The following is a 20326-nucleotide window of genomic DNA, read 5'->3' as shown; positions in this document are numbered from 1 at the left end:
TGGGGGTGCCCCGGCGGTCAGCCGTCCGCGGTCAGGACCAGGCCCGACGTCGGCACTCCCGTCCCTGCCGTCACCAGCACCCGCTCCGCCCCGGGCACCTGGTTCACGGCCGTCCCGCGGATCTGCCGTACCGCCTCCGCGATCCCGTTCATCCCGTGGAGGTACGCCTCCCCGAGCTGCCCTCCGTGCGTGTTGACCGGCAGCGACTCCCCGGCCACGAAGTCCGCCGCCTCCCCCTTGCCGCAGAACCCGAACTCCTCCAGCTGCATCAGCACGAACGGCGTGAAGTGGTCGTAGAGGATCGCCACGTCCACGTCGGCGGGCGTCAGTGCGCAGGTGCGCCACAGCTGGCGGGCGACCACGGCCATCTCCGGCAGGCCGGTGAGGTCGTCGCGGTAGAAGCTCGTCATCTGCTCCTGGCGCCTGCCGGCCCCCTGGGCTGCCGCCGCGACGACCGCGGGCGGGCGCCGCAGGTCGCGGGCCCGCTCCACGGAGGTGACGACGATCGCCTGGCCGCCGTCGGTCTCCTGGCAGCAGTCCAGCAGCCGCAGCGGCTCGACGATCCAGCGCGAGGCGGCGTGGTCGGCGAGGGTGATGGGACGGCCGTGGAAGTACGCCGCCGGGTTGGTCGCCGCGTACTTGCGGTCGACGACGGCCACATGTCCGAAGGCCTGAGGGGTCAGGCCGTAGGTGTGCAGATAGCGCTGGGCGGCCATCGCCACCCAGGAGGCCGGGGTCAGCAGTCCGAACGGCAGCGCCCAGCCGAGCGCGGCGCCCTCCGCCGAGGGCTCGCGCTGCTGCACCCCGGAGCCGAAGCGGCGGCCCGAGCGCTCGTTGAAGGCGCGGTAGCAGACGACCACCTCGGCGACCCCGGTGGCGACGGCGAGCGCCGCCTGCTGGACCGTCGCGCAGGCCGCGCCGCCGCCGTAGTGGATCCGGGAGAAGAAGGACAGCTCGCCGATGCCCGCGGCCTGGGCCACCGTGATCTCGGGGCTGGTGTCCATGGTGAACGTGACCATCCCGTCCACGTCGCCGGGCGCGAGGCCCGCGTCGTCGAGCGCCGCGCGCACCGCCTCCACGGCCAAGCGCAGTTCGCTGCGCCCCGAGTCCTTGGAGAACTCGGTGGCCCCGATGCCGGCGATGGCGGCGCGCCCGCCGAGTGCGTCCTTCGTCCGTACGCTCACCGGGCACCCCCAGGGACGGTGACCGTCACCGTGCCCGTGACATGGCTGCCGATGCCGTTCGCCCCGACCACGCGGACCGTCGCCGTGTCGCCGTCGACCCCCTCGACCGTTCCGGTCAACACCATGGTGTCGCCGGGGTAGTTGGGCGCCCCCAGCCGGATGGCCACCTTGCGCAGGACGGCCGCCGGGCCGAAGTGGTCGGTGATGTAGCGGCCGACGAGGCCGTTCGTCGTCAGGATGTTCATGAAGATGTCCGGGGACCCCTTCTGCCGGGCCGACTCGGCGTCGTGGTGCACGTCCTGGTAGTCGCGGGAGGCGATGGCCCCGGCGACGATCAGGGTGCGGGTGATCGGTATCTCCAGCGGGGGCAGCTCCTCACCGGCCCTCATACGGCGGCCTCCTCCCGGGCGCGGAACACGGGCAGCACCAACTCCTCGTCGTACGAGCGGAATTCGAGCCGTACCGGCATGCCGATGCGCACCTTGTCGTACGGCACCCCCACCACATCGCTGATCATCCGCACTCCCTCGGCGAGTTCGACCAGGGCCACGGCGTAGGGCGGGTCGAAGGCCGGGAAGGGCGGGTGGTGCATGACGACGTACGAGTACACCGTCCCCTCGCCGCTCGCCTCGACGGTGTCCCAGTCGGGGCCGCCGCAGTTGTTGCAGCCGGGCAGCCAGGGGAAGCGGAGGGCGGCGCAGGAGGTGCAGCGCTGGATGAGCAGACGGTGGCGCGCGACGCCTTCCCAGAAGCCGGCGTTGTCGCGGTTGACGACGGGGCGGGGACGGGACGGACGCTGCGGACGCTTCGAAGGGGTCGTGGCCGGGGCGTACTTGAGGACGCGGAAGCGGTGCGTGCCCACGCGTTCGGGGCCCACGCGGATGTCCGTGCGGGTCGTGATGAAGTACCCGGTGCCGAGCTTGGTCGTCTTGCGTCCGGAGACCGACTCGATGACCGTGTCGAAGGTGACCTCGTCGCCGGGGCGCAGCGGCCGCAGGTACTGCTGCTCGCAGTCGGTGGCCACGATCGAGGTGCAGCCGGCCTCGTCCAGCAGGGCGAACATCTCGTCGTGGGCCGCCGCGCGCCCCTCGTGACCGGCCAGGCCGCCCATCGTCCAGGCCTGGAGCATGGTGGGCGGGGCGATGGCGTCGGGGCCGGTGTAGGCGGGGTTGGTGTCTCCCATCGCCTCGCACCAGTGCCGGATCATCGGCAGGTTGACGGGGTCACGGCCCGTTCCGGTGAGGGTGGCGGCCCGTCCCTCGTAGACCTTCAGCCGCGCCCCCAGCTCGTCGTCCACGACCACACCTCCTCGACCGGCGATGGTTTCTGACTGTCCGTCAGATCCGATGGGCTGTCAAGGTCGGTGCCGTGCACAAGCCGAGGCCGCTGCCACGTACGCAAACACGCCTGTGCGGCGGCACCGAAGCACCGCCGCACAGACGCCTTGCACCCCACAGCGCACCCAGGCCCCTCGGATCAGGGGCGTCGGCTCACCACAGCTCGCTGAAGTTGATGGCCACGTTCCTGTTCCCCTGGTTGACGGCCGTGAACGCGGAGCCCTTCACCTGGGCGGTGTTGCTCTGGTTCGAGGCGCCGTTGCCGACCGCGTTCTGCTGCGTGGTGGACGAGTTGCCGCTGTTGTCGTGACCGACACCGCTGCCGACGACACTCGCGACACCCGCGTTCGATCCGTTGTCCGCGATGGCGCCGTTGTCCGCCGCCGCGACGCCGGTGAACAGAGCGGCTGCCAGCGGAAGGGCGGAGACGGCGGCGATGACGCGGGCAGTACGGATGCTTGCCATGTTGTTCCTCCAGAACACCACGTGAAGTACGGCTGATACCAAGGCAGTTGGCCGACCGCCTCGGTGTTGTGCTCGACGTCGCATGATCAGGATTGCCCACCGAATCCCCGGCGAACCACTCCGTAAGCCGTGATTCGCCCTCAAGTGCTACGACAAGTCGATAAACCCCTATCGCGACTTCCCACACCCTTTCCCCCACAGTCGAGACAGTCGGGGCGGTTCGACCGCAAGTGCCGCAAGGGGAGAACCGGTCCGGCGGTTTTCCGGCCAACCTCCCTGCCCCGGGCGCGTCGCGTGCGATTCCCGCTTCCCTTTTTCGAACGTACGTACGAACATAGAGGCATGGCCACCACCGACCGGCAGGCCACGACGCTGGCCCTCGCACACGCCCTGTCAGCCGCCGAGCGCGGACTGGCCGTCATACCCCTGTCCCGGACGAAGCTTCCTGCCCTGCGCTCCCCCCACCACGACGACCCCGACCCCGGACGCTGCCACGGCGAGTGCGGCCGCCTCGGGCACGGGGTGTACGACGCCTCGACCGACCCGGCACGCATCCGCCAACTGTTCGCCGCGGCCCCCTGGGCGACCGGGTACGGCATCGCGTGCGGCCTTCCGCCGCACCATCTGATCGGTGTCGACCTCGACACGAAATCGGGCACGGACTCCTCGGCGGCGCTGCGCGAACTGGCGCTGCGCCATCTGTTCACGATCCCCGACACGGTGGTCGTCCTCACGCCCAGCGGTGGCCGTCACCTCTGGCTGAGCGGCCCGCCGGACGTCGTGGTCCCCAACTCGGCCGGCCGGCTCGCGCCCGGCATCGACATCCGCGGGGCCGGCGGCTACCTGGTGGGCCCCGGCTCCCGCACCGAGCACGGCGTCTACGGCACCGCGCCCGGCACGGCCCACCTCGCCCCCGCGGCCTGTCCGCCCTCCCTGCTGCGGCTGCTGCTGCCGCCGCCGCGCCGGTACGGGCTCACGCCGACCTCGGTCGGCGACCACGGCCAGGGGCTCGTGCAGTTCGTGCTCGCCGCGCACGAGGGCCAGCGCAACACCCGGCTGTTCTGGGCGGCCTGCCGCGCCTACGAGGACGGCATCGGACCGGCCCTCGTCGCACCCCTGGTCGAGGCGGCCCTGAACACCGGGCTGACCGAACGGGAGGCGCGGGCGACGATCGCGTCGGCGGCCCGGATGACGGGGCACCGGCCGTGAGGCCCACGGGAGAGCCGTGGCAGCGCAAGAACCATGAGGAGCTCCATGCACCACCGCCCTGGCGTGCGGACCATGTCGCTGACCCGCGTGGTCCTCGCCTCCGGCCGCTGCGTCGACCTGGCCGAGCTGCGGTTCGCGTCGACGTACGGAGGAATGCCGGACGGCTACCCCTGCAAGCCGGTCAACGACCTGGTGATCGAGGAGCTCCTGCGCTCCGCCGAGCGCACCTACCCCACCACGCCGATCCACTTCGTCCCGCCGCGGCGCGAGTACCCCGACCAGTACGCGGGCGCGTACGGGCCGGTCGAGGTCCTGCCGCCCGTCGCCTGCGTCGGGCGCTTCCGCTCGGCCGCGCTCGAACCCGCTCACGACCCGGTCCTCTATCACTCGGCCCTCACGGTCGTCTGGTTCCAGCAGAGCACCCGGATCCCCTCGGAGTGCGACGCGGAGGCCTCGCTGCGCGGGGTGGACTGGGAGCGGCTGGCACGGGACCACGAGCTGTGACATCCCGCTGCGAAGATTTTGCCTTTGGCCGATTTCCGGTGGGACGGGCCCGCCACCGCAGGGCCCGACGCGTTTCGCGCAAGCAAAGTGGGGCCGAAATCATCGGGTCCTGAGGCCCGCGCAGGTTACGGCCGTGTTGACCATCTCCCGAGCAGGACGCACCCTCGCATATAGATGTCAATTACATCTTGTTTGCTGCCGGGTCGCCGTTGCGCACGGGAAACCGCACGTCAGAAGGTGCCCGGCGGCAGACCCGTATCGGGAGGCACCACATGTGCGGCATCACCGGCTGGATCTCCTACGACCGCGATCTCGGGACCGAGTCGGCCGTATTGGATGCAATGACCGAGACGATGGCCTGCCGCGGCCCCGACGACCGCGGCGTCTGGGTGCAGGGCCCGGCAGCCCTCGGGCACCGCAGGCTCGCGATCATCGACCTGCCCGGCGGCCGGCAGCCGATGGCGGCCGACACCCCGCACGGCAGTGTCGCGCTCGTGTACTCCGGTGAGACGTACAACTTCACCGAGCTGCGCCGTGAACTCGGCGCCCGTGGCCACCGTTTCACCACCGACTCCGACACCGAGGTCGTCCTGCACGGCTATCTCGAATGGGGCGAGCAGGTCGCCGAGCGGCTCAACGGCATGTACGCGTTCGCCGTGTGGGACGGCCGCGAGGACAAGCTGGTGATGATCCGCGACCGGATGGGCATCAAGCCCTTCTACTACTACCCCACCCCCGACGGCGTCCTGTTCGGATCCGAGCCCAAGGCGATCCTGGCCAACCCCCTGGCCCCCGCCCGCGTCGGGCTCGGCGGCCTGCGCGAACTGTTCACGATGATCAAGACGCCGGGGCACGCCGTGTGGGAGGGCATGGCGGAGGTCGAACCCGGCACCGTCGTCACCGTCGACCGCTCGGGCGTGCACCACCGCACCTACTGGCAGTTGGAGACCCGGCCCCACACCGACGACCGCGACACCAGCATCGCCACGGTCCGCTCCCTGCTCGACGACATCGTGCGCCGCCAGCTCGTCGCCGACGTGCCCCGCTGCACGCTGCTCTCCGGCGGCCTCGACTCCTCCGCCATGACCGCGCTCGCCGCCCGGCAGCTCGGCGAGCACGGCGAGAAGGTGCGCAGCTTCGCCGTCGACTTCGTCGGCCAGAGCGACAACTTCGTCGCGGACGAGCTGCGCGGCACACCCGACACCCCGTTCGTCCACGACGTGGCCCGCACCGCCGGCACCGATCACCAGGACATCGTGCTCGACGCGCAGGCACTCGCCGACCCGGAGGTGCGCGCGAAGGTCATCAGGGCGCGCGACCTGCCCGCCGGGCTCGGCGACATGGACGCCTCGCTGTACCTCCTCTTCCGCGCCATCCGCGACCAGTCGACCGTCGCCCTGTCCGGCGAGTCCGCCGACGAGGTCTTCGGCGGCTATCTGCAGTTCTTCGACGAGGAGGCCCGGCGCGGCGGCACCTTCCCCTGGCTGGTGCAGTTCAGCCGCCACTTCGGCGAGGACGCCGAGGTGCTGCGCCCCGGCCTGCTCGACTCGCTCGACCTCCAGGGCTACGTCGCCGACGGCTACCGCACCGCCGTCACCGGCATCCAACGCCTGGACGGCGAGAGCGACTTCGAGTTCCGGATGCGGCAGATGTCCTATCTGCACCTCACCCGCTTCGTCCGTATCCTGCTCGACCGCAAGGACCGCGCGAGCATGGCCGTGGGCCTCGAAGTACGGGTCCCGTTCTGCGACCACCGGCTCGTCGAGTACGTCTACAACACCCCCTGGGCGCTGAAGTCCTTCGACGGCCGCGAGAAGAGCCTGCTGCGCGAGGCCACCGCCGACGTCCTGCCGAAGTCGGTCTACGACAGGGTCAAGAGCCCGTACCCCTCCACCCAGGACCCCAAGTACGCCGTGGCCCTCCAGGACCAGGCCAAGGACCTCCTCGCCCAGCCGTCCCACCCGGTCTTCGACCTCGTGGACCCCGACCGCCTGGCCCGCGTCGCCCACCACGACGAACCGGTCAGCAGCCAGGCCCAACGCCGGGGCCTGGAACGGGCACTGGACCTCGCACAGTGGATGGACATGTACCGGCCGGAGATCAGCGTGAGCTGATGGAGGGTCGGTGGTGTGAGTGACGTCGACGCGAGGCGGGCTTGTGGCCCGCCTCGCGCCGCGAGGCACGCATGACATGGTGGGTACGGGTGTACGGCTTCACCGGGACGGACCTACGACCTACGGACAGGGAGGTGAAGACGGATGGACTGGGCACGGTTCGCGCAGGAGATGGCGACGCTGGCGCGGGACCTGCTGGCGCAGACATCGGTCGACGCCACCCTGGAACGGATCACCGGCTCGGCGGTCGAGCTGGTGGAGGGCTGCGACGCCGCCGGGATCCTGATGCTGCACGACAAGAAGGTGCAGACGCTGGCCGCCACCGAACAGCTCGTGGTCGACAGCGACCGGCTGCAGGAGCAGCTGGGCGAGGGACCGTGCTTCGACGCCGCCCGCACCAAGGAGGGCGAGCGGGTCTTCCGCATCCCGGACTTCACCCGTGAACAACCGCGCTGGCCCGACTACGCGCCCCGGGCGCTGCGGCTCGGCGTGGGCAGCATGATGGGTTTCCTCCTCTACACCGAGGACGAGGAACTCGGCGCGCTGAACATCTACTCCCGCAGCCCCGGCGCCTTCACCGAGGCCGGCGAACTGGCCGGCTGGCTGCTGGCCTCCCACGCCGCGGTCTCCTTCTCCAGCGCCCGCACCCACGCCCAGATGGAACAGGCCCTCGGCACCCGCCACATGATCGGCGAGGCCATGGGCATCCTCATGGGCAGCCACAACCTCACCGAGAACGAGGCCTTCGACGTACTGCGCCGCTACTCCCAGGAGCACAACGTCAAACTCCGCGAGGTGGCCCGAATGATCTGCGAACGGGGCACGCTGTGAGGCGGTTCGGCGGGCGCCAGGTGTATTGACCAGCTGGGCGCTAGCCGCGAGCGGCTGGGCAGGCGAGCAGTCCTGCTCCCGTTCCCAGGACGACCAGTTGCACGACGCCCGGCATACGCCAACCCAGGACAAGGAGACCACCACCCGAGACGACCGCACCCCCGGCCAGCAGCCACATACCCCGCAACGCCTCCCCGGGCGCCTCGGGCGGATTGCCGCTGTCATAGCCGTCGGCCCAGCCGGTCATCCCGTAGCGGAAGAACAGCAGATAGGCGACAACCATGAGGTCGATGACGAGAAGCGCCACGCTGACCCCGACCTGCTCGCCGGTCGACGGACCACCCCCGGGCCTCACGCGCACCACGATTCCGTCCGCTGGTGACATACCGCTGATCGCATGCCACCCAGCATGCCGACCTGGCAGGCACCGCACATGAGCACAGCTACTCAGACGCACGCTCCCAAGACCGTTCAGCCATCGGTCGCCCGTGCCCCAGCCATGCCCGCCAGGGCGGGAACCCACGGGGAACGTCGGGCCGACCACGGTGGCTGCGGGCAAGGAAAGGACCCCTGACCGAACACCCAGGTCAGGGGCCGCTCTCACTGCTTATCCGGCGGAGGCGGTGGGATTTGAACCCACGGTGACATCGCTGCCACGACGGTTTTCAAGACCGTTCCCTTCGGCCGCTCGGGCACGCCTCCCCGCGCTGCTTGTGATCGGCAGCGCGGGGACAAGAGTAACGGGTTGGCACGCGCGCGCGGAGGGTGGATGGTGCGGACCCGGGGAGGTACGCGCGCGTGGGTCGGTGGGTCAGCTGTCGCCCGAGCGGGAGCCCAGGGTGAGCTGGACGGTGTGGGTCTTGCCGTCCCGCTGGTAGGTGATCGTGACCTCGTCGCCGGGCTTGTGGGTCCAGATCTCGCCGATCAGGGTGGGCCCGGAGTCGATCACATGGTCGTCCAGCTTGGTGATGACGTCGCCGGGCTTGAGGCCGGCCTTGGCGGCGGGACCGCCCGCCTCGACCGCGTCCGAGCCGCTGGCGCCCTGCTCGGTGATCTTCGCGCCGGAGGTGGAGTCCTCCAGGGAGACGGACGCGCCGATCTTCGCGTACACCGGCTTGCCGGTCTTGATCAGCTGCTGGGCGACGTACTTGGCCTGGTTGATCGGGATGGCGAAGCCGAGGCCGATCGAGCCGGCCTGGCTGGTCCCGCCGAGCCCGCCGCTGCTGTTGGACTGGATCGCGGAGTTGATGCCGATGACGTTGCCCGACGCGTCGAGGAGCGGGCCGCCGGAGTTGCCGGGGTTTATCGAGGCGTCGGTCTGCAGGGCGCTCATGTACGAGGCGTTGCTGCCGGTGCCGTCGCTGGAGGCGACCGGGCGGTCCTTCGCGCTGATGATGCCCGTCGTCACCGTGTTGGACAGGCCGAAGGGGGCGCCGATGGCGATCGTGGAGTCGCCCACCGCGACCTTGTCGGAGTTGCCGAGGGTGAGGGGCTTGAGGTCGGACGGCGGGTTCTTGAGCTTGATGACCGCGACGTCGTAGCCCTGGGCATGTCCGACCACCTCGGCGTCGTACTTCTTGCCGTTCGGGAAGGTCGCCGACAGCTTGCCGCCGTCGAGCGCGTCCGCGACGACGTGGTTGTTGGTGACGATGTGGCCCTGGGTGTCGAAGACGAATCCGGTGCCGGTGCCGCCCTCGCCGCTGGTGGACTCCGCCTGGATGGTGACGGTGCTGGGCAGCGACTTCGCGGCGACGTTCGCGACCGTGCCGGGGTCGCGCTTGAGGCTGCCGCCGCTGTCGGAGGCGGAGACCGTCGTGGAGCCGGTGGAGTTGTCGTTGTTCTTCGCCAGCGTGTAGCCGAGGCCGCCGCCCAGGCCGCCGGCGACCAGCGCGGCCACCAGGATCGCGGCGACGAGCCCGCCGCGTCCGGACTTCGGCGCGGGCTGCTGGTAGGTGCTGCCCCAGCCGGAGCCCGAGCCGCCGGAACCGTCGTCGGCGTAGGAGGGCGTGGCGGGCGGCGGGGGCGGCCAGGCGGCGTCCGGGGCCGAGCCCTGGGAGCCCGCCTGGGGGTCCTGCCCACCGGCCGACGCGTAGGCAGGGGCCTGGCCCGCGTGCACCAGCTCCTGCTCCTGCGCGCCGGGGGCGCTCGGGGGCACCGGCGGGAGCGGCGCCGTAGGGGCGCTCCCCCGGGAGGCGTCAGGTGCCGAGGGAGCGGGAGCGTCCACCGGCACGGGAGGTGCGGACGGGGCCGGGGGTACCGCGGTGCCCTCGTTCTCGGTGCTCACAGCTTTTCTCCTCGGTCCACGGCTGTTGTTCTCGGTCGCACTCGGTCACGCTCGTTCACGTTGTTCGACGGTCCGGCGCGATGCAGCTGTGCATGTTCTTTTGTATGCCGTCAGCCTTTCCCATGAGCCGTCAGGGCGCCATAAGCGGTGCCTGTGGGTCCGGGGCCACTCCTTATATAGGCCATGACGCGCAAAAGGGGCGCAATCCATGCTCCTCCGATCGCACGACTACCCAGTCGCGGTGGCACCATGACGCGGTGACCCACGCACGGCAGCACCGGATCCAAGTCGTCGCCCACCGCGGAGCCTCCGAAGAGGCCCCCGAGCACACCCTGGCCGCGTACAAGAAGGCGATCGAGGACGGCGCCGACGCCCTCGAGTGCGATGTACGCCTGACGGCGGACGGTCATCTCGTCTGCGTCCACGACCGTCGGGTCAACCGTACGTCCAACGGCCGCGGCGCGGTGTCCGCCCTGGAGCTGGCGGAGCTCGCCGCGCTGGACTTCAGCTCGCGCAGGACGCGGGAGCTGTGGCGCACCCGCGACGAGGAGCCCGACTGGGAGTTCCGGCCCGAGGACCGCCAGGACACCTCCGTACTGACGCTGGAGCGGCTGCTGGAGCTGGTCGCGGACGCGGGGCGGCCGGTGCAGCTGGCGATCGAGACCAAGCACCCCACCCGATGGGCCGGACAGGTTGAGGAGCGGCTGCTGGTGCTGCTGAAGCGGTTCGGTCTGGACGCCCCGGCCGCCGCCGAGGAGTCCCCCGTCCGCGTGATGAGTTTCTCAGCACGGTCGCTGCACCGGGTGCGGGACGCCTCGCCGACGCTGCCCACGGTCTATCTGCTGCAGTTCGTCTCGCCCCGGCTGCGTGACGGGCGGCTGCCGGCGGGTGTCCGGATCGCGGGCCCTTCCATCCGGATCGTGCGCAATCACCCCGCGTACATCGAGCGGCTGAAACGGGCCGGGCACCAGGTGCATGTGTGGACGGTGAACGAGCCCGAGGACGTGGATCTCTGCGTCGAGCTGGGCGTCGACGCCATCATCACCAACCGGCCACGTGCGGTCCTGCGCCAGCTGTACGGCTGATCCCCTTTCTTCACGCTATGAAGTCACTTCACTGGTAAAGACCTGTGGAGAAGCCTTGACCCATACACCCCTTCGGCACCATCCTCCAGAGTCGGTCACAGTCGAAATCCGGCCATATGGCTACAGGGAGTGCTCCGGCGCGTTCGCTCCGTGTCCAGCCGTTGTGAATGCGTCACTGAACGTGCATTGGCCGGTTTCCGGTACAGGCCAGTGGGGCATCCACACCGTGGCGTGGGGCAAAGGAGGTCTCGGGGGTGGCGTTGGTGGTGGCACAGGAGGTGCCCGCGTCGTCGAGCATGGCCGTACCCCATGGCCCGGCGGGCGTGGGGCAGGCGAGACACCGTATGCGCGAGCAACTGCGCACGGGCGGTGTGTCGGATGCGGTCATCGACGACGCCGTGCTGATTCTGTCCGAGCTCTTGAGCAACGCGTGCAAGCACGGCCGGCCCCTGGGCGACGCTCTGTCCGGTGACGGAGACGTGCTTGCGGCCTGGCGCGTGGACCGCGGCGGCCGGCTCACGGTGTCGGTCACGGACGGCGGCGGGCCCACCCGCCCGGCTCCGTCCACGCCCTCGGTCACCGCACACGGCGGCCGCGGGCTGAACATCATCACCGCACTCGCCGACGACTGGGGCGTCCGCGACGAGGCCCGCGGCGAGGTCACCGTATGGGTCGTGGTGCAGAACGGCGTCCAAGGACGCGACCCCCGGCTCAGCCCTGACGCTTCTCCTACGCGCGTCACCACCCCGTCGACCCCGAGAATCCCCCCACTACCGGACCTGGACTTCGCAGACGCCTTCGACGACCTGGACTGACGGGGGGCGCTGCGCGGCGGGCTGGATCGAGGGGGTTGCTTGCGGCGACCTGGACTGGGGGGATCGCCGCGCGGCCGGCCGGATCAAGCGGCTGCGTCCGGCGACCTGGACTAAGGGGGGCGCCGGTGCGGCCACCGGGAGCAAGCCGCACCGACCCTGCAGTCGGGGGTGAACCGCCCCGTCCCGTGTCCGGGGTTTCCGTAGGGCGTCGTGGGAGCGGCTAGGCTCCGGGCGTACCAGACGAGCCGTAATCGGGAGACACCCACGATGGCCAAGAAGCGACCTCAGACGAAGGCCAAGCCGCAGCGCACGGACGGGGCCCGCGCCGTGGGCGTCGACGGGGAGGTCCCGGTCGTCGGCGCGCGCGAGCCCTGCCCCTGTGGCAGTGGCCGCCGCTACAAGGCCTGTCACGGACGGGCCGCCGCGCACGCCGCGACCGAGCTGGTGCACCGCCCCTTCGAGGCGCTCGCGGGCGAGTGCGACTGGGTGGCGCTGCGCGAGCTGGTCCCGGCCGCCACGGTCGAGCTGAACCTCAAGGGCGGTCTGCCCGAGGGCGTCCCGTCCGTCACGCTGGCGACGGTGCTGCCGATGGCCTGGCCGGCACTGCGCCGCGACGACGGCTCGGTGCTGCTGGGTCTGCAGAACGACACGGCGTCCGGCGACGTCAGCCGTGACCTCGCCGACAACCTCCAGCGCGCGCTGACCGCCGAGCCGGGCACGCCGGTCGAGGGCCGCCGCGCGCCGGCCGGCGGACCGCGGCTGCAGGATCTGCTCGACCCCGAAGGCGCGTTCGAGCCAGTTGTGCACAGCGGCTTCGAGTTCTGGGTCCCGGACGCCGAGAACGCCACCCCGGAGGTGACCGCCTCCCTGGAGCGGGCCAACGCGGCGGCCATCCCGACCGCCAAGCTCACCGGCGTCGACGCCGCCTACTGGTGCGAGACCCCCGACAAGAACCACCTGCGCTGGGTCATGCCGCACCCGGAGGAGCAGCTTCTGGACGCCCTCGCGCGGCTGCATGCGGCGGGCCGCTCCGGCCTCGGTGAGGGCACCCGTCTCGTGGGCTCCTTCCGCGCTCACGGGCTCACCGTGCCGGTCTGGGACCTGCCGAGCGGGCTCGGCGCCGAGGACATCGAGAAGCCGGCCGCCGAGTTCGCCGAGCGCCTCGCGACCGCCCTCGCCTCGGACGCGCCGCTGAGCGCCGACGAGCGCCGCGCCCGTGGGGGCCTCACCAACCGCCAGGTCACGCTCAGTTGACGAAGGCGACGGGATCGGATCCGGCTGACCGACCGGTCAGCCGAATCCCCTCACCTGGAATCGGTGACTCCGCTCACAAATCCCGTTCGGCACAAGCACATACGTGACTGGAAAGACCGGATCGAATTTGCGAACCGCCGATCTCTTGTTACCGTTCCAGTAGTCCGGTTGCTGGTGCATCCCCCGTCGCCAGCAACCGGACCTTTTTCTTCCCGGGCGCGCTTTACGGAATGCAACCGTCCGTCAACTGCCGGTAGACGCACCGGAGTTGCTACCGGAACGCAGCAGCAGCGGCCCGCTCCCCGGCCCCGAGGCGAACTCCGCGACCGCCGTGTAGGCGTCCGGACCGCTCCGGCTGTGCTCCCGCGGCGTCTCGCACATTCCCGGCTCGTCGTCGGCGCCGACGGCGCACTTCATCTGCACCGTGCGCCCGCCCGGCCCCATCAGGCTCAGTACGGAGTCCAGCGCCCCGCCCGTCACATTGCGGTAGTAGGTGCGCGCCCAGGTGTCCTCGCCCTGTGTGACCACACAGGTCTGCGCCTCGACGCCGTCGGGGGAGGTGAGTTCGGGGCCGCAGCGCACGGCGGTGGCCAGGCCCAGGCCGAGCAGCCGGGGGGAGGCGGCGGGGGCGGCGGAGGGGGCCTTGGCGTCCTCGTCGCGCGGGGAGGACCGTACCGATTCGCGCGCGGGGGCACGGACGACGGTGCGGTCCTCGTCGTCCGGCGGTCCCGCGGATGCCACGGCCAGCGGCAGCGCGACCGCGCACGCCACGACGCCCGCGAGGGCGAGCAGACGGAGGTTCATACCGCGGAACATAGCCACCGCAGGGGGGCGCGCAGCGCCGTGCGCGCCCGACACCCCTACAACTCGGGTGCGCTCACACCCGTACGAGTGAGGACCTCGACCGCGACGTCCACCACGGCCTCGACGTCGGGGACCCAGGGGGAGGCCGAGCCGGGCAGCGGGGCGCGCTCCCAGCGGATCTCACCCTCGCCGGTCTCGGAGGGGGGCAGCGCGAGATAGCCGCCCTCGCCGTGGAAGCGGAGGGAGCCGGGGACGAAGTCCTTGGCGTAGAGCAGCTCGCCCAACTGCTCCATGCCGTACGGCTTCACGAGGATCGCCCAGCGGTTCGGCGAGGCGACGACCGGGCCGAGGCGCATGCCCACGCGGTCCAGTGCGGTCAGGGCGTGCGCGGCGGCGAGGGCCGGCAGGCTCACGGCGCAGGGCGCCCGGCCGCCGGTGGCCAGGATGATCGGCGCGGCCGGGCGGTTGCCCCACCACCAGCGCACCATGCGGGCGTCGGTGGTGGCCGCGAGCAGGCCGGGGTCGAAGGGGTGTGCGCCGGGCACCGTGCACTCGGCGTCGGGGCAGCCGCAGCGGGAACGCGCCTGCGGGTCCGCCGCCACACCCGGGAGCACGGGCCACTGATATTCCGTCGCGAAGGTCAGGGCCGCGCTGATCAACTCAGGCCTTCCGTCACTGCGCTTGGACAGGAGCCTGCGTCGCCTTCCGAGGATCTCGCGCATGAGCGCTCGTTCCTTTCCGTTGCACCGCTGGCAACACCGTGGGCCACATCACACCATGTGTCGATCACTTCACTGTGCGTACCTGTTGGCGCATCACACCCCTGCCCTGGGCAAGGGGAACCCCTATGGGCCGAACATTGACTGCATCCGCGGCATCCTCGACTGCTCCGCCCATACTGCTTCCATCAAAAGCATGGGCGTGGCGCGGGGGTGGCGAAGTCTGGCGTTTTGCCGTCCCGTGTATTTCTCTTCGCCTCTGCCACGGGAGGATGGGGCACGGTCGTCGGTGGATAGGACGCCCGGGTCGGGCGCCAGGTTCCGGGTGGCTGTCAACCACCCCTGGCCCTCACCGAGTACGTACCCATCGCGACCGCTGTGACGCTCTGTGGAGCAAACCCAGTCGACCGCAATAGCCCGTAACCCGAGTCAGTTTTAAGCCAAATTTGCTTTTACGCAAGGAGGTCAAAGGAGGTCACTGGTTGCCCACGGACACCAGGAATCCCGGCAGGACAATGCTGGACATCCCCTAACGAGTGCGTGTACATGTGGAGACACTGCTAGCGACGCAGAATGACATGGGGGTTTGCGATGCTTTTGAGCAGTACGCACCGGTCGGAAAGCCGGACGCCATGAACGCCCCTCACCCTTCGAAAGTGGCTGGAATCGATTCAACGGTTCCCTCGCCCGCACACACTGTCGCGCCCGCGTCCGCCAGCTCGGGTACCGCCCCGGTCCCCCCACCGCACCCACCAGGGGCCCTGCTCACCGACCGTCTCGCCGGCTGGGTCTCGGACCTCACGACGCTCCATGAACTCACCGAACGCCTGACCGGCACGGACGTGCTCGCGGAGGCGCTGACCGAAGTGCTGCGCGCGGGGGCCGCCCTGGTGGGCGCCCGGCGCGGTCTCGTCGTCCTGGAGCCGCGCGACGGACTGGGACCGGAGACGACGATCGGCCTCGGCCTCGCCCGCGCCGACCTCGGCCACATCGAGACCGTGCCGCGCAGCGCCATGTCCTACGGCCGCATCCTCGACGGACTGCCGGGCGCGGACGGCGAGATCGCCGAGCCGGACCTGTTCGCCGAGGACGGCCTCGACCCCCGCCACCGCGAGGTGGCCGCCCGCCTCGGCTACGCCGCCTGCTACGCGCTGCCCCTGGTCGCCAAGGGCGCGGGCCGGCTGGGCGCGGCCGTGTGGCTGTACGACGAGCCGGCCGAACCCCTGGAGCGCCAGCGCCATCTGGTCGGGCTCTACGCGCGCTACGCCGGCGAGCACCTGGCCCGGCTGGTGGAGCTGGAGCGCACGCGCGCGTCCATGGCGACGATGTCCGAGGAGCTGCTGCCGTCCCGGCTCCCCCGGGTGCCCGGTGTCCAGCTCGCCGCCCGGCACCGCACCGGTCCGCGCGGCGGCGGTGACTGGTTCGACGCGCTGCCGCTGCCCGACGCGGCCCTGGGTCTCGCGGTGGGCTCGGTGACGGGCTCGGGGCCGAGCGCGGTCGCCGCGATGGGACGGCTGAGGGCGTCCCTGCGCGCGTACGCCGTGATGGAGGGCGAGGACCCGGTCGCCGTCCTGTCGGATCTCGAACTGCTGCTGCGGCTGACCGAGCCCGCCCGCTCCGCCACCGCTCTGTTCGCCTACTGCGAACCGGCGTTGCGCAAGATCACGCTGGCCGGTGCCGGGCACTGCCCGCCGCTGCTGGTCGGCGAGCGGCGCACGGAGTTCGTGGAGACGTCCGTGTCCGCGCCGCTCGGCATGCTCGCCTGCTGGGAGGCGCCGAGCGTGGAGATGCAGGCGGAGCGCGGCGAGACGGTGCTGCTCTACACCGACGGGCTGCTGCACCGCACCGGCGATCCCACCGACCGCGCCTTCGCCCGGCTGCATGCGGCGGCGGCCGGTGTGCCGAGGGCGCTGCGCGGCGACCCGGACGCGATCGCCGACCATGTGCTGCGGACGGTGCTGCCGGACGGGCGGGACGAGGCCGACGGCGAGGAGGACGTCGTCCTGCTGGCGGCGCGCTTCGAGTGAGCCCGGGGCGCGTGCTCGCGTGCCGCGCGCCGCTGCCACCGGTAACAGGTCCTTCGCCCCGTGGACCCCTTCCGCACGACCGTACGATGGAGGGGGTCCAGTGCCGTATCGAGGAGGATGACCGTGGCAGACGAGCTCACGCCGGAGACCCCGGAAGAGAGCGAAGAGCCGATCAAGCAGCGCAAGAACGGCCTGTACCCGGGCGTCTCCGACGAGCTGGCCGAGAACATGAAGTCCGGCTGGGCCGACACGGAGCTGCACGACCTGGAGCCGATCGCCCAGGCCGCCGAGACGGCCGCCCGCCGCGCCGCGCTCTCCGCGCGCTTCCCCGGCGACCGTCTGGTGATCCCCGCGGGAAACCTCAAGACGCGCTCGAACGACACGGAGTACGCCTTCAGGGCATCGGTCGAGTACGCCTACCTCACCGGCAACCAGACCGAGGACGGCGTCCTCGTGCTGGAGCCCACGGCGACGGGCCACGACGCGACGATCTACCTCCTGCCCCGCTCCGACCGGGAGAACGGCGAGTTCTGGCTCTCCGGACAGGGCGAGCTGTGGGTCGGCCGCCGGCACTCGCTCACCGAGGCCGAAAAGCTGTACGGCATCCCCGCCTCCGACGTCCGCGAACTGCCCGACGCGCTGCGCGAGGCCACCGGCCCGGTGCGCGTCGTGCGCGGCTACGACGCCGGGATCGAGGCGGCCCTGACCGACAAGGTCACCGCCGAGCGCGACGAGGAGCTGCGGGTCTTCCTCTCCGAGGCGCGGCTGGTCAAGGACGCCTTCGAGATCGGTGAGCTGCAGAAGGCGGTCGACTCGACCGTGCGCGGCTTCGAGGACGTCGTGAAGGTCCTCGACCGGGCCGAGGCGACCTCCGAGCGCTACATCGAGGGCACGTTCTTCCTCCGCGCGCGCGTGGAGGGCAACGACGTCGGCTACGGCACCATCGCCGCCGCCGGACCGCACGCCTGCACCCTGCACTGGGTGCGCAACGACGGACCGGTGCGCTCCGGCGACCTGCTGCTCCTGGACGCCGGCGTCGAGACGCACACGTACTACACCGCGGACGTCACGCGCACGCTGCCGATCGGCGGCCGCTTCAGCGAGATCCAGAAGAAGATCTACGACGCCGTGTACGACGCCCAGGAGGCCGGCATCGCGGCCGTCAGGCCGGGTGCCAAGTACCGCGACTTCCACGACGCCGCGCAGCGGGTGCTCGCCGAGCGGCTCGTCGAGTGGGGTCTGGTCGAGGGGCCGGTGGAGCGGGTGCTGGAGCTCGGGCTGCAGCGCCGGTGGACGCTGCACGGCACGGGTCACATGCTCGGCATGGACGTGCACGACTGCGCCGCCGCGCGCGTGGAGACGTACGTCGACGGCACGCTGGAGCCGGGGATGTGCCTCACCGTCGAGCCGGGCCTGTACTTCCAGGCCGACGACCTCACCGTGCCCGAGGAGTACCGCGGCATCGGGGTGCGGATCGAGGACGACATCCTGGTGACCGAGGACGGCAACCGCAACCTGTCGGCGGGCCTGCCGCGGCGCTCCGCCGAGGTCGAGTCCTGGATGGCGTCACTGAAGGGCTGATGAAACAGCTGCGGCCGGGCACCTGTCAGGTGCCCGGCCATTGGTATGCCCAGGGGGAGGGGATTGGTGAACGACGACTTCTGGTCCGGTGTCGGGGTCGATCTGCATCTGGAGCCGGACGCCGCCGACGGGCGGCGCATCGGGCTGGAGCGGGCGCTGCGGGACGCCGTGCGGGACGGGCGGCTGGCGCCCGGGACGCGGTTGCCGGCGACCCGGCGGCTGGCCGAGGAGCTCGGCATCTCCCGGGGCACCGCCAAGGCGGCCTACGACCAGCTGGTCGCCGAGGGGTATCTGACCGCCCGGCAGGGTTCGGGCACCCGGGTCGCCTCGCTGCCCTCGCTCGACGCCGAGGCCCCGGAGGCGGCGGCACGCGCGCGTACCCCGCGTTTCGATCTGCGGCCCGGCAGCCCGGACGTCGGGGCGTTCCCGGCGGCGGCCTGGCTGCGGGCGCTGCGACGGGCCATCGCGACGGCGCCGCTGCTGGCGTACGACTACGGGGACCCGCGCGGCCGGATCGAACTGCGCACCGCGCTGTCGGGGTATCTGGGGCGTGCCCGGGGCGTCATCGCGCCGCCCGAGCGGATCGTGATCACCTCGGGGTATGTGCAGGGGCTCGCGCTGCTCACGCGGGTGCTGGACGGCGAGACGATCGCCATGGAGGACCCGGGGCTGCCCTTCCACCGGGAGGTGGTGCGGCACAACGGCGGTACGGTCGTGCCCGTGCGCGTCGACGAGCGGGGCGCGTGCGCGCACGAACTGGGGGACTGCCGGGCGGTGGTGGTGACGCCGGCGCACCAGTACCCGACCGGGGTGACGCTGCACCCCGAGCGGCGGCGCGCGATCACGGACTGGGCACGCGCGCGTGACGGGCTGATCGTCGAGGACGACTACGACGGGGAGTTCCGCTACGACCGCCAGCCCGTCGGCGCGCTCCAGGGGATGGCGCCGGGGCGGGTCGTCTATCTGGGCACCGCCTCGAAGACGCTGGGACCCGCGCTGCGGCTGGGCTGGATGGTGCTGCCGCCGCACCTGGTCGACGCGGTCGCCGACGCCAAGCTGCACAGCGATCACCACACCGAGTCCATCGGCCAGTTGGCGCTCGCCGAACTCATCGACAGCCACGCCTACGACCGCCATGTGCGCGCGTGCCGGCTGCGCTACCGCAGACGCCGGGACCAGCTGCTCGGCCGGCTCGGCGGCCGGACCGAGGTGCGCGGGATCGCCGCCGGGCTGCACGCGCTCGTGGAGGTCGCCGACGAGGAGGAGGTGCTGAAGCGGGCCGAGGCCGAGGGGCTGGCCGTGGGACACCTGGGCGACCACTGGCACACGCCCGCGCCGGGACGCCCGCAGGGGCTCGTCGTCGGCTACGGAACGCCTCGGGAGCGGGCGTATCCGCAGGCGCTGGAGGTGCTGGGGAAGGTGCTGGAGAGCGGCTGAGGGAGCTGTTTCGTCACTCGGGCCGGCCGGCCGCGCAGCCGCGACGGCCGCTCACACGGCCATCAGCGGCGCGTCCTCGCGCCACTTGAGGATCTTGTCGAAGCTCACCACCGTGCCCTCACGGCCCGGCTTGTGGCCGATGTGGACGTGGTCGGCGAGTTCACGGATCAGGAACAGGCCCCGCCCGTGCTCGGCGTCCGCGCGGACGGGGCGGGGCGCCGGGGCGGGGCCGAACCCCGGCCCGGAGTCGGTGACTTCGATACGGCACTTCTCGCCGTCGAGATACGCGGTGACCCGGTACGCCTCCGAGGTCGCGCCCTGGACGGTGCCCCCGCCGTGCTCGACGGCGTTCGCACAGGCCTCGCTGAGGGCCACCGAGAGGTCGTAGGAGATGTCGGGGTCGACGCCCGCCGTCTCCATCGTGCCGAGCAGCAGCCGTCTGGCGAGCGGAACGCTCGCGGCTTCCCGCCGCAAGTGGAGTGACCACCAGATGCTCATGCTCCAGCCTCCAGCCAGCGGCTCGACATACCGTTACGTATTGCCGCGCGTGCCCCGTTGTAAGCACAGAGTTGACGTGATGCAGCCCATATGGGCGATGCGTCCGGAACGGAATCGGTGTATGTGCGGGCGGCCCGTGGCAGAGGCCGACGTTCCGGTTCGTACCGCACCTTGTGGA

The 20326-nt window shown here is 71.3% G+C and carries 19 protein-coding genes and 1 tRNA gene; 10 read left to right on the top strand and 10 right to left on the bottom strand.

All coding sequences use genetic code 11. The features are described from left to right. Positions 1–17 precede the first annotated feature (17 nt). From MQN93_RS14190 to MQN93_RS14175, 4 genes are all read right to left on the bottom strand, one after another. Entirely contained in the window at positions 18–1184 is a 1167-nt protein-coding gene (locus MQN93_RS14190; protein ID WP_242709743.1) for a lipid-transfer protein, read from the bottom strand. Continuing rightward, the gene (locus MQN93_RS14185) at positions 1181–1573 is read right to left on the bottom strand and encodes a MaoC family dehydratase (RefSeq protein WP_016436954.1); all 393 of its coding nucleotides are present in this window, start codon (positions 1571–1573) and stop codon (positions 1181–1183) included. The genes MQN93_RS14190 and MQN93_RS14185 overlap by 4 nt, the downstream gene beginning before the upstream one ends. Beyond that, positions 1570–2481 carry a bifunctional MaoC family dehydratase N-terminal/OB-fold nucleic acid binding domain-containing protein gene (locus MQN93_RS14180; protein ID WP_372504355.1) on the bottom strand — a complete coding sequence of 304 codons (912 nt, stop codon included), beginning with the start codon at positions 2479–2481 and terminating at the stop codon, positions 1570–1572. Before MQN93_RS14180 ends, MQN93_RS14185 begins: the two co-directional genes overlap by 4 nt. Before the next feature lie 193 nt (positions 2482–2674). Beyond that, positions 2675–2986: a hypothetical protein gene (locus MQN93_RS14175; protein ID WP_016436956.1), complete on the bottom strand. Its 312-nt coding sequence runs from the start codon at positions 2984–2986 to the stop codon at positions 2675–2677. Between the two features lie 342 nt (positions 2987–3328). On the opposite strand from MQN93_RS14175, the gene MQN93_RS14170 reads away from it, so the two are divergent. From MQN93_RS14170 to MQN93_RS14155, 4 genes are all read left to right on the top strand, one after another. Then, entirely contained in the window at positions 3329–4195 is an 867-nt protein-coding gene (locus tag MQN93_RS14170) for a bifunctional DNA primase/polymerase (RefSeq protein ID WP_242709741.1), read from the top strand. 45 nt (positions 4196–4240) lie between these two features. Next, positions 4241–4699, top strand: a complete 459-nt coding sequence (locus tag MQN93_RS14165; RefSeq protein WP_242709740.1) for a hypothetical protein — start codon at positions 4241–4243, stop codon at positions 4697–4699. Between the two features lie 272 nt (positions 4700–4971). Next, positions 4972–6813 carry an asparagine synthase (glutamine-hydrolyzing) gene (gene asnB / locus MQN93_RS14160; RefSeq protein WP_016436959.1) on the top strand — a complete coding sequence of 614 codons (1842 nt, stop codon included), beginning with the start codon at positions 4972–4974 and terminating at the stop codon, positions 6811–6813. 144 nt (positions 6814–6957) lie between these two features. Then, positions 6958–7644, top strand: coding sequence for a GAF and ANTAR domain-containing protein (locus tag MQN93_RS14155; RefSeq protein ID WP_242709739.1), 687 nt, complete (start codon positions 6958–6960; stop codon positions 7642–7644). A gap of 40 nt (positions 7645–7684) precedes the next feature. On the opposite strand, the gene MQN93_RS14150 is transcribed toward MQN93_RS14155, so the two are convergent. The 3 genes from MQN93_RS14150 to MQN93_RS14140 all read right to left on the bottom strand — a co-directional run bounded on the left by MQN93_RS14150 (position 7685) and on the right by MQN93_RS14140 (position 9928). Then, a complete protein-coding gene (locus tag MQN93_RS14150; RefSeq protein ID WP_242709738.1) occupies positions 7685–8029 on the bottom strand; it encodes a DUF6234 family protein in 345 nt (114 codons plus the stop codon). Between the two features lie 230 nt (positions 8030–8259). Further along, positions 8260–8346, bottom strand: a tRNA-Ser gene (locus tag MQN93_RS14145). 109 nt (positions 8347–8455) lie between these two features. Then, complete coding sequence (locus MQN93_RS14140) at positions 8456–9928, bottom strand: S1C family serine protease (RefSeq protein WP_242709737.1); 1473 nt, start codon at positions 9926–9928, stop codon at positions 8456–8458. A 257-nt stretch (positions 9929–10185) separates the two neighbouring features. On the opposite strand from MQN93_RS14140, the gene MQN93_RS14135 reads away from it, so the two are divergent. From MQN93_RS14135 to MQN93_RS14125, 3 genes are all read left to right on the top strand, one after another. Then, a complete protein-coding gene (locus tag MQN93_RS14135) occupies positions 10186–11013 on the top strand; it encodes a glycerophosphodiester phosphodiesterase (RefSeq protein WP_242709736.1) in 828 nt (275 codons plus the stop codon). A 254-nt stretch (positions 11014–11267) separates the two neighbouring features. Next, entirely contained in the window at positions 11268–11828 is a 561-nt protein-coding gene (locus tag MQN93_RS14130; RefSeq protein ID WP_372504354.1) for an ATP-binding protein, read from the top strand. Between the two features lie 267 nt (positions 11829–12095). Then, positions 12096–13082, top strand: a complete 987-nt coding sequence (locus tag MQN93_RS14125) for a DUF5926 family protein (protein ID WP_242709735.1) — start codon at positions 12096–12098, stop codon at positions 13080–13082. Between the two features lie 243 nt (positions 13083–13325). On the opposite strand, the gene MQN93_RS14120 is transcribed toward MQN93_RS14125, so the two are convergent. Both MQN93_RS14120 and MQN93_RS14115 read right to left on the bottom strand, forming a co-directional pair. Further along, positions 13326–13886 (bottom strand): hypothetical protein, encoded by a 561-nt coding sequence (locus tag MQN93_RS14120; protein WP_242709734.1) that lies wholly within the window; start codon positions 13884–13886, stop codon positions 13326–13328. Between the two features lie 56 nt (positions 13887–13942). Continuing rightward, on the bottom strand, positions 13943–14608 hold the full coding sequence (locus MQN93_RS14115; protein ID WP_016436967.1) for a bifunctional DNA primase/polymerase: 666 nt from the start codon (positions 14606–14608) through the stop codon (positions 13943–13945). A 575-nt stretch (positions 14609–15183) separates the two neighbouring features. Here MQN93_RS14115 and MQN93_RS14110 point away from each other — a divergent pair. The 3 genes from MQN93_RS14110 (at position 15184) to pdxR (ending at position 19650) form a co-directional block, all read left to right on the top strand. Beyond that, the gene (locus tag MQN93_RS14110) at positions 15184–16632 is read left to right on the top strand and encodes a PP2C family protein-serine/threonine phosphatase (protein WP_078516718.1); all 1449 of its coding nucleotides are present in this window, start codon (positions 15184–15186) and stop codon (positions 16630–16632) included. 123 nt (positions 16633–16755) lie between these two features. Continuing rightward, positions 16756–18213, top strand: coding sequence for an aminopeptidase P family protein (locus tag MQN93_RS14105; RefSeq protein WP_242709733.1), 1458 nt, complete (start codon positions 16756–16758; stop codon positions 18211–18213). Positions 18214–18279: 66 nt separating this feature from the next. Then, positions 18280–19650 (top strand): MocR-like pyridoxine biosynthesis transcription factor PdxR, encoded by a 1371-nt coding sequence (gene pdxR, locus MQN93_RS14100; RefSeq protein ID WP_372504353.1) that lies wholly within the window; start codon positions 18280–18282, stop codon positions 19648–19650. A 51-nt stretch (positions 19651–19701) separates the two neighbouring features. On the opposite strand, the gene MQN93_RS14095 is transcribed toward pdxR, so the two are convergent. Next, a complete protein-coding gene (locus tag MQN93_RS14095; protein WP_016436971.1) occupies positions 19702–20148 on the bottom strand; it encodes an ATP-binding protein in 447 nt (148 codons plus the stop codon). Between the last annotated feature and the right edge of the window lie 178 nt (positions 20149–20326).

The sequence above is a fragment of the Streptomyces spinosisporus genome, from assembly GCF_022698145.1.
Classification (GTDB): domain Bacteria; phylum Actinomycetota; class Actinomycetes; order Streptomycetales; family Streptomycetaceae; genus Streptomyces; species Streptomyces spinosisporus.
This window is presented reverse-complemented; position numbering and strand designations above follow the sequence as displayed.